The organism is Streptococcus parasanguinis, from assembly GCF_000963275.1.
Lineage (GTDB): Bacteria > Bacillota > Bacilli > Lactobacillales > Streptococcaceae > Streptococcus > Streptococcus parasanguinis_B.
This window is the reverse complement of the sequence record NZ_JYOW01000001.1, coordinates 1,311,877-1,324,134: the sequence shown is the minus strand read 5'-3', so window position 1 is coordinate 1,324,134 and position 12,258 is coordinate 1,311,877. Positions and strand designations below refer to the sequence as shown.

Genomic DNA, 12,258 nt, shown 5'->3' with positions numbered 1-12,258 from the left:
TGGAGAAGCAATTCTCTACCTCTTATCGTGTATTAGGAGGAATGCATGCCTTTTGCAACAGAAGCGGAACAAATTCGAAAATTTGAAAATGATGAGGTCGCACAACATTATTTTGAAGTGTTGCGAACCTTGATTTCAAAAAAATCCATCTTTGCTCAACAAGTAGGTCTCAAGGAAGTGGCCAACTATTTGGGGGAAATTTTTACAGCTGCAGGAGCCAAAGTCGAAGTGGATGATAGCTACACAGCCCCTTTTGTGATTGCCAAATTTTTCTCCCCAAATCCAGACGCAAAAACCATCATCTTCTATAACCACTATGATACAGTACCAGCGGATGGAGACCAACCTTGGACGGGAGATCCTTTTACCTTATCGGTTCATTACGGGACCATGTACGGTCGAGGGGTTGATGATGACAAGGGGCATATCACGGCTCGTCTCACAGCTCTTCGAAAATACATTCGTGAAAGTGGCGATTTGCCAGTCAATATCACCTTTATCATCGAAGGGGCAGAGGAGTCTGCATCGACGGACTTGGATAAATACTTGGCCAAACATAAGAAACACTTGCGTGGGGCAGACCTCTTAGTGTGGGAACAAGGTACCCGAAATAATCAGGGTCAGTTGGAAATTTCCGGTGGTAGCAAAGGGATCGTCACCTTTGATATGGTGGTGAAGAGTGCAGAAGTGGATATCCATTCCAGCTATGGTGGCGTGGTGGACTCTGCTTCTTGGTATTTGTTAAATGCTATCGCCAGTCTTCGTGACAAAGAAGGCCGAATCTTGGTGGATGGGATTTATGATCAGATCCAAGAACCCAATGAACGCGAACTAGCTTTGATCGAGCAATATGCCAACAAAGGACCAGAAGATGTAGCGGAAACCTATGGTCTAACCCTTCCAATCTTGAAGGAAGACCGAAAAGAATTCCTGCGTCGTTTCTATTTTGAACCAGCCCTGAATATTGAAGGTTTTGGCTCTGGTTACCAAGGACAAGGTGTTAAAACGATTCTTCCGGCAGAGGCGCGTGCCAAGATGGAGGTGCGCTTGGTTCCAGGTCTAGATCCCAAGGATGTCTTAGAAAAGATCAAGCAACAATTGAAGAAAAATGGCTATGATCAGGTCGAATTGGTCTATACTCTCGGTGAAATGAGTTACCGAAGTGATATGAGTGCCCCATCGATTTTAAATGTCATACGGCTGGCCAAAGATTTCTATAGAGAAGGAGTTTCTGTTCTTCCAACAACAGCGGGAACAGGGCCAATGCACACGGTCTTTGAGGCTTTGCAGGTGCCGATGGCAGCCTTTGGAATTGGCAATGCCAATAGCCGTGATCATGGGGGCGACGAAAATGTGAAAATCGCCGATTATTACACCCATATTGAATTGATAAAGGAGTTAATAGCAAGTTATGAGTAAAGCAATGATTCAGCTGGACCACATTGATGTGACCTTCCAGCAAAAGAAACGTCAGATCCAAGCCGTCAAAGATGTGACCATTCATATTAATGAAGGCGATATTTATGGGATTGTAGGGTATTCCGGAGCCGGGAAATCGACCTTGGTTCGGGTGATCAATCTCTTACAAGTTCCAAGTGCCGGAACCATCACTGTGGATGGGGATGTGATTTACCAAGATCGGGTGACCTTAAAACCGGCTGCTCTTCGAGAGAAACGTCGGGATATCGGGATGATCTTCCAACACTTCAACTTGATGGCTCAAATGACCGTCGCAGAAAATGTAGCCTTCGCTCTTAAACATTCAAATTTAAATAAAGAACAAAAGAATGAAAAAGTGGCGAAATTGTTGGATCTAGTTGGTCTAGCTGACCGTGCAGAAAATTACCCAGCCCAATTGTCTGGTGGTCAAAAGCAACGGGTAGCGATTGCGCGTGCCCTTGCCAACGATCCAAAGATTTTGATCTCAGATGAGTCAACTTCGGCCCTGGATCCAAAGACGACCAAACAAATTCTAGCTTTGTTGCAAGAGTTAAATAAAAAACTTGGCTTAACCATTGTCTTGATCACCCATGAGATGCAAATTGTTAAAGATATTGCCAACCGAGTAGCTGTCATGCAAAATGGCGAACTGATTGAAGAAGGGTCTGTTTTAGATATCTTCTCCAATCCTAAAAATGCTTTGACCCAAGACTTCATCACTGTTGCCACAGGAATCGATGAAGCCATGGTGAAAATCAACCAACAAGCGATTGTGAAGAACTTGCCTGATGATTCGATTTTAGCGCATCTCAAGTATGCGGGTTCTGTGACAGATACAGCTATCATCAATGATATTTACAAGCAGTACCAAGTATCTGCCAACATTTTATTTGGGAACATCGAGATCCTTGATAACACGCCTGTTGGAGAATTGGTGGTCATCTTATCAGGTGAAAATCAAAATCTGGAAACGGCCAAAGCTGAGTTAGAAAATGCAGGAGTTTCCGTGACTATTGTGAAAGATGGGAGAAAAGCATGATCCAGTTAATTCAAACATATTTACCAAATGTCTATAAATTAGGGTGGTCTGGCCAGTATGGATGGGGAACCGCTATTTACTTGACTCTTTACATGACCGTTATTTCCTTCATTATTGGTGGATTTTTAGGTTTGGTGACAGGACTTTTGTTAGTCTTGACCCGTCCAGGTGGTGTCATCGAAAATAGAATCGTTTTCCAAATTTTGGATAAGATTACTTCCTTGTTCCGCGCCATTCCTTTCATTATCTTGTTGGCCTTTATTAATCCCTTGACCTACTTGCTCTTGAAAAATACCATTGGTCCTACAGCAGCCCTTGTTCCGCTGTCTTTGGCTGTCTTTCCATTCTTTGCCCGCCAAGTCCAAGTGGTCTTGTCCGAGTTGGATGGAGGGGTGATCGAAGCAGCGCAAGCTAGTGGGGCAACCTTCTGGGATATTGTCGGTGTCTACCTTCGTGAAGGGCTTCCTGATTTGATCCGTGTGACAACAGTGACCATCATTTCCTTGATTGGAGAAACCGCCATGGCGGGTGCCGTTGGTGCTGGAGGATTAGGAACCTTGGCCATCAACTACGGGAAAAATATGTTTAACAATGATGTCATCTTTGTGGCGACCTTATTGATCCTGATTCTGATCGTTCTGGTCCAATTTATCGGGGACTTCCTTTCGAAGAAAATTAGCCACCGTTAGGATCAGTATCCAATGAATAGAATAAATGTGAATCAAATAAAACAAGTTGGAGCCTTCACTTTCCTCTATTTTCTTGCGATTGGACTGGGGGTCTTAGTTGGAAATCTGGTCGATCATCAAGGAAATATGTTTTATGCTCCTGCCTTTTCAGCCCTGTTTAGCGGGACGATCTACCGCTATTATCTAGAAAAAATAAAAGGAGTTGGATCTATCTTTATAGTTGGCTGCGTGATCGGATCCTTCTTCCTCTTTTCGCGTCATGGTGCAGGTGCCTTTATTCCAGCCTTGATCGCCGGAAGTTTTGCGGAGATGGTCGCCTCAAGTGGTCGTTTTCGCTCGAATTTACGAAATGCCTTGTCTTTTGTTATTTTTGCCTTTGCGACAACAGGGCCCATTCTTATGATGTGGTTCTATCCAGCCAGTTACCGCATGTCGTTACTGGATCGTGGTAAATCGATAGACTATGTCAATCGGGTGATGGTATCACCAGATCTAGCGACCATCACTTGGTTTGTCCTCACAGTCATACTGGGTGCTGGATTAAGATGGGGACTATCGAACATCCTTCTTCCATTATTGGTCAAAAAAGGAGATAAAGATGCACAATAATTTACTAGTTCTTCAGTCAGACTTTGGTTTGGTGGATGGAGCAGTATCCGCTATGATTGGGGTTGCTTTAGAAGAATCGCCAACCCTTAAAATTCACCACTTAACTCATGATATTACCCCCTACAATATCTTTGAAGGGAGTTACCGTCTCTTTCAGACAGTAGATTACTGGCCAGAAGGGACGACCTTTGTTTCGGTGGTCGATCCGGGGGTCGGTTCCAAACGAAAGAGTGTGGTAGCTAAAACGGCGAAAAATCAATACATTGTCACTCCGGATAATGGAACTCTCTCTTTTATCAAGAAACATGTAGGGATTGTTGCTATCCGTGAGATTTCAGAGGTGAAGAACCGCCGGGCCAATACAGAGTTTTCTTATACCTTCCATGGGCGTGATGTCTACGCCTATACAGGAGCTAAGTTGGCCAGTGGCCATATTAGTTTTGAAGAAGTCGGACCAGAACTCAGTGTCGAACATATTGTGGAAATCCCAGTGGTTGAGACAGTTCTGGAGGACAATCTTGTTAAAGGTGCGGTTGACATCCTAGATGTGCGCTTTGGTTCTCTTTGGACTTCCATTACTCGGGAAGAGTTCAATCATTTGGCACCCGAATTTGGGGAACGTTTTGAAGTAACCATCTATAACAATGACATGCTGGTTTACCAAAACCAAGTAACCTACGGTAAGTCTTTCGCCGATGTGCGAATTGGACAGCCAATCCTTTATATCAATTCCCTTTATCGTGTTGGTCTTGCCATCAACCAGGGATCCTTTGCCAAGGCCTATAATGTAGGAGTTGGGGCTTCTTGGCATATCGAGATTAGAAAAATGGAAAATTAACAGGAGATATCAGAATGAAACAGAAATCATTATTTTCAATTAAAGATGTTGTAGCTATTGGGGTTGGAGCAGCCCTCTTTGTCGTGATTGCTATGTTGCAAATCCCTGCACCTGCACCGAATACGAGCATTCAGTTGCAATATGCCCTTCAAGCTCTCTTTAGTGTAGTCTTTGGCCCAATTGTCGGCTTCTTAATCGGCTTGATTGGTCATGCCATTAAGGATGCTATGTCAGGTGGTCTTTGGTGGACTTGGATCATTTCAAGTGGTTTGTTTGGCCTTTTTGTTGGTTTCTTCCGCAAACAAATCGGTGAATTCAAAGGGGAAGTGACAAAGAAAGAATTAATTGTCTTTAACGTCGTTCAAATCGTATCCAACCTTGTGATCTGGGGCTTGATTGCTCCGGTTGGAGATGTCTTGATCTACAAGGAAAGTGCCAATAAAGTCTTCCTACAAGGTGTTGTTGCCGGTTCATTTAATGCTTTAACAGTAGCTGTTGCAGGTTCTCTTCTCTTGATTGCTTATGCACGGACTCAAACAAAAGATGGAAGTTTGACCAAAGATTAAATGTACAGAAGATAAGAGAGTGGGACAGAAATCGGTAATTCGTTAGAATTCGATTTCGTCGTCCCACCTCCGCACAGTTGAGTAGGGCTGTAAAAGCTGATGAAATCAGCGTAGTAGAGCCCACTTAACCACTGCGTCTTGCTCGACAATCCAAAAATAATTGAGAGGCTAGGACTTTTGTCCCAGCCTCTTTTTTGTTTTATCAAAAATATTTTTTACAAAATGTAAGATATATATTGCAAAATAGAAAATATAGTGTATAATAAAGCTATAAAAACAAGAAAGGAAAAGCCTGTGGCGAAAAATCTCAAATTAAAAATGGCCCGGGTCGAGCATGATATGACCCAGGGGGATCTTGCAGATGCCATCGGGGTGACACGCCAGACCATTGGCCTGATCGAGGCAGGGAAATACAATCCAACCCTCAGCCTCTGCCTTGCCATTTGTAAGACCTTGGATAAGACGTTGGATCAACTGTTCTGGGAGTAACAGTTTTAACATAGAAAGAGGAAACATATGAAACAAAAGAAATAACCAATTGTAAAAGATGAACGGACTATGCTACTTGATGGAAAAATCGCAGGAGAACTTGTCCTTGGCATGACCTGCTTTATTGCCCTATCCGCCTTTGTGAAATCCAGTATCCTGGACTTAGACCTAGTCGCTTATCTCCCTGAGATGTTCCTTCTGATTGCCATGGGAGCCTATGCCTTTGTGAGAAGGATCAGTTCAGGGATTGATGTTCGAGATATGTTAGAAAAAGATAGCTGGTTGAGTCGCCTAGGATCAGGTCTATTCTTTGCTGTGCTTGTGACAGCTATGGATGTGATTGGAAAGAGAGAAGCAATGAGCTTTATCTTGAGTCCCAAGTATCTGGTCAAAATTCTATTAGAAATTCTCGTCTTTGCCATCCTGACAGATCTGCTTGAAAAACCACTTGCTCTTATCAATCGGAAAAAACAAGCAAAGATCGAGGCAGAATTAGAGGATGAAGAATAAGGAGGAAGAGATGAGATTACAATTGCTGAACAAACAAATCATAGATGAACGAGAAGAAGGCCTAGCTAATAAGGCTGGTGCTGAGACAGCTGGTTTTCTTTTCCTTGCCTTAACTGTTTTTAGTGTGGGATCCATTTTTACATCTAAGGTGGGGCTGAGTCCAATCATGGTGGTAGCCTTACTCATCGTCTCAGGATTTTATTATTCGGTGCGTTGTCAACGATTGGGTGTGAGATTTATCAATTATAGCTATCTAAATGTGATGGGAATTGTAGCAGTAACCCTTGTTCTTTCCTTGTTTATCTGGGCTCAAAATTTTCAATTAAACCAGGCTGTCTATCACTCAAATCCCTTCCATTCAAAATTCTTGCTGGTGCTTCCGATCACATTTCTCCTGAATCTTCCGATTGTATGGGGGATGAATTTCCTTTTGATGCTCCTAGCAAAAGTTGAGAAAAAACGCTATGAAGCCTATCTGGATCAGTTGGAAAAAGAAGAGTAATTAGTTGAAACCTTATTTTTGTCGTAAAAAAGTCTGGAACCCCAGGCTTTTATTTTTCGGTCAAATAAATTGCATTCGCTTTCTTGGGGGAGTATACTGGTATAGTTGAATGAAAAATTCTGATAATTTAATCTTAGAAAAGAGAATCTTATGGCAAAACCTATTCGTGTTTTACTCTACTACCTCTATACCCCCATTGAAAATGCAGAACAATTTGCAGCCGACCACTTGGCCTTCTGTAAATCAATCGGCCTCAAAGGACGTATCCTAGTCGCTGACGAAGGAATCAATGGAACTGTTTCTGGTGACTACGAAACAACACAAAAATACATGGACTACGTTCACAGCCTTCCAGGTATGGAAGACCTCTGGTTCAAAATTGACGAGGAAGAAGAGCAAGCTTTCAAGAAGATGTTTGTACGTTATAAGAAAGAGATTGTCCACCTTGGTTTAGAGGATGATAATTTCGATAATGACATCAATCCTCTTGAAACGACAGGTGCTTACTTGTCTCCAAAAGAGTTTAAAGAAGCTCTTCTCGACGAGGATACCGTTGTTCTTGATACTCGAAACGACTACGAGTACGACCTTGGACACTTCCGTGGCGCTATTCGTCCTGACATCCGCAATTTCCGTGAATTGCCACAATGGGTCCGTGATAACAAGGAAAAATTCATGGACAAGCGTGTTGTCGTCTACTGTACTGGTGGAGTCCGTTGTGAGAAATTCTCGGGTTGGATGGTGCGTGAAGGCTACAAAGATGTTGGTCAATTGCATGGTGGAATCGCCACTTATGGGAAAGACCCTGAAGTTCAAGGCGAACTGTGGGATGGGAAAATGTACGTCTTTGACGAGCGGATTGCAGTCGATGTCAACCATGTCGATCCAAGTGTAGTTGGAAAAGATTGGTTTGATGGAACACCATGCGAACGCTATGTCAACTGTGGAAATCCTTTCTGTAACCGTCGGATCTTGACTTCAGAAGAAAACGAAGATAAGTACCTTCGCGGATGTTCGCATGAGTGCCGGGTTCACCCTCGCAATCGTTATGTTGAAGAACACAACTTGTCACAAGCAGAAGTTCGTGAGCGTTTGGCCCTTATCGGTGAAACGCTTGATGGAGCACCAGCATAATAGAAACAAACAGTCTGAAAGCTCAGGCTGTTTTTATATGGAAATTGGTTGAAAATTGTGCTATACTTTAGGTAAGCGATTTCACAAAGGAGAAAACAAATGAGTATCGTGTTTTCAATCAAAAATAAAAAGAGCTTATTTGGCTATCAGAAAGTACTCGCAGCACAGGAAGTTCTTAAATTAGTGGAGGGGTTAACAACCTACAACTATGATCCTGCCACCCTTCATCGTCCCTTAAATGATTTTGAAGGCTTGAACTGTATCGTATTTGGTAAGAGCGGTCTTCCTCTGCAGTTACGCTATTTTGATGAGGAAGAGTCTTATCAGATTCAGGTGCCCTCTTTTGCGATAGAAGAAGATTGGCAGTTGGCCCTTCGATGGATCAGTCGCCTAGGAGAAGTATTAGGAACGGAGATTGTGGCTAGTGACGGCGTGAGCTATACTCCAGATTCTATTTTCCATTTTGATTATGAAGTCGTTATCCTAGAAACGCTGGGTAATTTGACGAAAGAAAAAGATCTAAAAGAGTTTGAAGTACAAGGCTTCGCTCATCCAGTCTATTTGGATCGGGATACAGTGCAGGAAGTCTTGAACCATGTCCATCCACTAGAAGCTTACTCTGCCTTTATCAAGAAGATTCAATATAGTGTAGCATATTTCAGTCAAGTCCGTTTTTATCAACAGGAGGAGACAGGAGCCTTCTTAGCCAGCTATAGCTTGACAGAAGATACGGATACGGTCTTGCCAAGCGTGCCACATGTTCCTGCAGAATATGTAGAAATTGTGGGCTTAGCGGGTATCAGTGATTGGCAAGTTCTATTGGTTGCGATCGATGGAGATCCGGATAAGCCAGAAAATTACCATCCAATTGGCTCTCTTGCTCTGAAGAAACTTATAGAAGCGCTAGAGCCAGATGAATACCAGCTGCTAGATGCTAGTCAAATTGAAATCAAAAAATTGTCCAAAGAACGCTTGCTAGAATTAGCGCAATTGGAAAACAAGTAAAAAATATCGCAGTGAACTGTCCTTCCGACGTTTGATCCGAAAAATCTAACGTCTGGGAGCAGTTCTTTTTTATGCTCCTTCCTTTGATCAAAAACCAATGACTAGGCTAATTGTGGTATAATAGGGGCCTAGAAGTAGAATGAAAGAGGTGCACGAAATGCTGTTAGAAGAATTTGATGCCAATCGACAGGCGATTATCAATCCACAAGACTTACACCAACCAATTGAAGGATTTCCCAAAGTAGTCATCTCTTGCTTTTCAAGAGTAACTTTTGCTCGTCTCCTTGAGAATTATGACCATGAGGTCATTGCAAGAACCTCCATGGCCAATTTTGAAGTCGTGGTCTATGGGATCACTATTGGAGACCAACAAATTGCTGCCTTTAATACACCCGTTGGGGCTGCTTCCTGTGTGGGGATTATAGAGGATTTGATTCAATTTGGGATGGAAAAACTGGTGCTTTTTGGGACCTGTGGGGTTTTAGACCGTGATATCGAAGCAACCTCCATCATTATTCCAACGGCTGCTCTTCGCGACGAGGGGACTAGCTACCACTATCTGCCAGCTAGTGATGAAGTGGAAGTAAACAAGAAAACTCTTCCTCTCTTCCAAGCCTTTCTTGACAGCCACAAGGTTTCCTATCAGTCAGGAAAAGTGTGGACGACAGATGCACCCTACCGGGAAACCATCGACAAGATGAAGCGACGAAAGGAAGCGGGAGCCATCTGTGTGGATATGGAATGTTCGGCAGTGGCAGCCTTAGCAGCTTATAGGGGCTTTGAGCTCTGCCATTTCTTCTATGCAGCTGACCACCTCTCGGAAGAAAAATGGGATATCCGAACCTTATCTAGTCATGAAGATTTAGATAGCAAGGATCGCATCGCGGAGTTAGCCATCCAATTTGCGCTCTTTTGGGAAAAGGCAAACTAAATGAAAGAAGCAATGATTGAACTGAAGGATTTTTCCTTCCAATACAAGGCACAGTCTGAACCAACCTTGAAAAATCTCAACTTAACCATTTATAAGGGGGAAAAGGTTCTGATTGTTGGGCCGTCTGGTTCTGGTAAGTCAACCATTGGCCAGTGCTTAAATGGGATTATCCCTAATATCTATAAGGGAACCAGTAGTGGGCAATTCCTCATTCAGGGGAAAGAAGCCTTTGATCTCAGTATTTATGAGAAATCTCACTTGGTCAGTACGGTTTTGCAAGATACAGATGGCCAATTTATTGGTTTGAGTGTCGCAGAAGACTTGGCTTTTGCTCTTGAAAATGACATGGTGGATCTGGGAACGATGAAAGAGCGTGTGCAGAGTTGGGCAGAACGCTTAGATTTGATGAAGCTCTTGGATCATCGGCCACAAGATTTGTCCGGTGGGCAAAAACAGCGAGTGAGCTTAGCAGGTGTACTGATTGACGAAAGTCCGATCCTCCTTTTTGATGAGCCACTGGCTAATCTAGATCCCAAGTCGGGTCAGGATATTATTGATCTGATTGATCAGATTCATGAAGAACAGGGGACGACCACCATTATTATCGAACACCGCTTAGAGGATGTACTCTACCGTCCTGTTGATCGGGTTATCTTGATCAATCAAGGACAAGTTCTCTATAATGGTCAACCAGATGAGTTGTTGAGGACGACACTGCTAGCTGAAAATGGGATTCGAGAACCTCTTTATTTAACAACTCTTCGCCAGCTTGGTCAGGATATCGATCAATTGGAGCATCTAGATCGTCTAGAAGATATCGAACTTACTGGTGTGAATCGTTCCATTCCAGAAGCGACCTTTACTAAAACTGGTGAAGAAGAAGAACTATTGAAGTTGGAGCAGATTTCCTTTGCCTATCAAGAAAATCATCCAATCTTAAAAAATATTTCCCTCAGTATACCCAAGGGGCAGCGCTTAGCGATTGTCGGGAAGAATGGGGCAGGAAAATCAACTCTTGCGAAAGCCATCTGTGGATTCATTACCACAGAAGGACAATACACCTCTAGAGGTGAAGATATCAAGCAGGAGAGTGTCAAGGAACGGGCAGAGCGAGTGGGCTATGTCCTGCAAAACCCCAATCAAATGATTTCGACCAATATGATTTTTGACGAAGTTGCTCTAGGTTTGCGCTTGCGGGGTGTCGCTGAAGAAGACATCAAAGAGCGTGTCTATCAAGCACTGAAAACTTGTGGTCTCTATGAGTTTCGTAAATGGCCGATTTCTGCTCTCTCATATGGGCAAAAGAAACGGGTGACCATTGCCTCTATACTAGTTTTAGGACCAGAAATTTTGGTCTTGGACGAGCCGACAGCAGGTCAGGACCAACGCAATTACACTGAAATCATGGAATTTCTAGATAGTTTGCAAGAAAAAGGCCATACCATTGTCATGATTACCCATGATATGCAACTGATGTTGGATTATTCTGATCGTGCCCTTGTAGTATCAGACGGACAAATTCTAGCAGATCTCTCACCTGCAGAGCTGTTCACTCATCCAGATATTTTACAAGAGGCTAATCTCAAAGAGACTTCGATTTTTGCCTTAGCCAATCGATTAGGAATGGATCCCTTGGCGCTAACGCAGTTTTATATGCAACAGAAAGGAGCAGGTCATGAAGCATCGATTAGTCGGCTACCATGAGGGGACGAGTTTTCTTCATCGCCTTTCAGGTGCGAGTAAGTTACTCTTTCTTCTTTTTGTATCTCTTGCGGCCATGTTGAGTTATGATACCCGGCTCCTTCTAGGAATTGGTGTGGGCGCCTTGCTTTTATTCTCTACAGCTGGTATTCGATTTCGGGATATTTCATTTGTACTTGCATTTGCTTTAGTTTTTGCACTGTTAAATGTTTTCATGGTCTATCTCTTTGCCCCTCAGTATGGTGTAGAGATTTACGGGGCAAAGACAGTACTGATGAAGGGGTGGGGCTCCTATAGTATCACCTCGCAGGAACTCTTTTATCTTTTTAATCTAGCTCTTAAGTATGTCTGTACCATACCTCTAGCCTTGATTTTTTTGATGACGACCCATCCTAGTCAGTTTGCTTCAAGCCTCAACCAAATTGGCGTATCCTACAAGATTGCCTATTCTGTCAGCTTGACTCTGCGTTACATTCCTGACGTACAAGAAGAATATCAAACGATTAAATTGTCTCAGGAAGCCAGAGGGGTGGAGTTGTCCAAAAAGGCCAAGCTGATCAAGCGGATCAAAGGCAATTTGCAAATCATCTCTCCCTTAATCTTTAGCTCACTTGAGCGGATTGATAGCATTTCTACGGCTATGGAATTACGTCGCTTTGGTAAAAATAAAAAGCGGACCTGGTATTCTCATCAAGCCATGGAAATGAAAGATTATGGGATGATTCTATCAGCCTTGGCTGTTCTGGTTTTGAGTATTGTCCTGATCTTTCTCAATCAGGGACGTTTTTACAATCCATGGAGGTAA

General features: G+C 43.1%; 14 protein-coding genes. All 14 read left to right on the top strand.

What is annotated here, in order from left to right; genetic code table 11:
• Positions 1-45 precede the first annotated feature (45 nt).
• The 14 genes from TZ97_RS06510 to TZ97_RS06445 all read left to right on the top strand — a co-directional run bounded on the left by TZ97_RS06510 (position 46) and on the right by TZ97_RS06445 (position 12,258).
• Positions 46-1,419, top strand: coding sequence for a M20/M25/M40 family metallo-hydrolase (locus TZ97_RS06510; RefSeq protein ID WP_045759788.1), 1,374 nt, complete (start codon positions 46-48; stop codon positions 1,417-1,419).
• A complete protein-coding gene (locus TZ97_RS06505) occupies positions 1,412-2,479 on the top strand; it encodes a methionine ABC transporter ATP-binding protein (protein ID WP_045759787.1) in 1,068 nt (355 codons plus the stop codon). Before TZ97_RS06510 ends, TZ97_RS06505 begins: the two co-directional genes overlap by 8 nt.
• The gene (locus TZ97_RS06500; protein WP_003008487.1) at positions 2,476-3,168 is read left to right on the top strand and encodes a methionine ABC transporter permease; all 693 of its coding nucleotides are present in this window, start codon (positions 2,476-2,478) and stop codon (positions 3,166-3,168) included. Before TZ97_RS06505 ends, TZ97_RS06500 begins: the two co-directional genes overlap by 4 nt.
• Before the next feature lie 12 nt (positions 3,169-3,180).
• Complete coding sequence (locus TZ97_RS06495) at positions 3,181-3,777, top strand: MptD family putative ECF transporter S component (RefSeq protein WP_045759786.1); 597 nt, start codon at positions 3,181-3,183, stop codon at positions 3,775-3,777.
• The gene (locus TZ97_RS06490) at positions 3,767-4,615 is read left to right on the top strand and encodes an SAM hydrolase/SAM-dependent halogenase family protein (protein ID WP_045759785.1); all 849 of its coding nucleotides are present in this window, start codon (positions 3,767-3,769) and stop codon (positions 4,613-4,615) included. The genes TZ97_RS06495 and TZ97_RS06490 overlap by 11 nt, the downstream gene beginning before the upstream one ends.
• 14 nt (positions 4,616-4,629) lie before the next feature.
• The gene (locus TZ97_RS06485; RefSeq protein ID WP_003008479.1) at positions 4,630-5,181 is read left to right on the top strand and encodes an ECF-type riboflavin transporter substrate-binding protein; all 552 of its coding nucleotides are present in this window, start codon (positions 4,630-4,632) and stop codon (positions 5,179-5,181) included.
• Positions 5,182-5,475: 294 nt separating this feature from the next.
• Positions 5,476-5,670 (top strand): helix-turn-helix transcriptional regulator, encoded by a 195-nt coding sequence (locus TZ97_RS06480; RefSeq protein ID WP_003005328.1) that lies wholly within the window; start codon positions 5,476-5,478, stop codon positions 5,668-5,670.
• A gap of 69 nt (positions 5,671-5,739) precedes the next feature.
• Positions 5,740-6,180: a DUF6773 family protein gene (locus tag TZ97_RS06475; RefSeq protein ID WP_235287908.1), complete on the top strand. Its 441-nt coding sequence runs from the start codon at positions 5,740-5,742 to the stop codon at positions 6,178-6,180.
• 10 nt (positions 6,181-6,190) lie between these two features.
• Positions 6,191-6,682, top strand: coding sequence for a DUF6773 family protein (locus TZ97_RS06470; RefSeq protein ID WP_003005684.1), 492 nt, complete (start codon positions 6,191-6,193; stop codon positions 6,680-6,682).
• A gap of 150 nt (positions 6,683-6,832) precedes the next feature.
• On the top strand, positions 6,833-7,816 hold the full coding sequence (gene trhO / locus TZ97_RS06465; RefSeq protein WP_045759784.1) for an oxygen-dependent tRNA uridine(34) hydroxylase TrhO: 984 nt from the start codon (positions 6,833-6,835) through the stop codon (positions 7,814-7,816).
• A gap of 99 nt (positions 7,817-7,915) precedes the next feature.
• Positions 7,916-8,821: a DUF4299 family protein gene (locus tag TZ97_RS06460; RefSeq protein ID WP_045759783.1), complete on the top strand. Its 906-nt coding sequence runs from the start codon at positions 7,916-7,918 to the stop codon at positions 8,819-8,821.
• 157 nt (positions 8,822-8,978) lie between these two features.
• Positions 8,979-9,752: a nucleoside phosphorylase gene (locus tag TZ97_RS06455; RefSeq protein ID WP_045759782.1), complete on the top strand. Its 774-nt coding sequence runs from the start codon at positions 8,979-8,981 to the stop codon at positions 9,750-9,752.
• Positions 9,753-11,456, top strand: coding sequence for an ABC transporter ATP-binding protein (locus tag TZ97_RS06450; protein WP_045759781.1), 1,704 nt, complete (start codon positions 9,753-9,755; stop codon positions 11,454-11,456). It begins immediately after the preceding gene.
• On the top strand, positions 11,428-12,258 hold the full coding sequence (locus tag TZ97_RS06445; protein WP_045759780.1) for an energy-coupling factor transporter transmembrane component T family protein: 831 nt from the start codon (positions 11,428-11,430) through the stop codon (positions 12,256-12,258). Before TZ97_RS06450 ends, TZ97_RS06445 begins: the two co-directional genes overlap by 29 nt.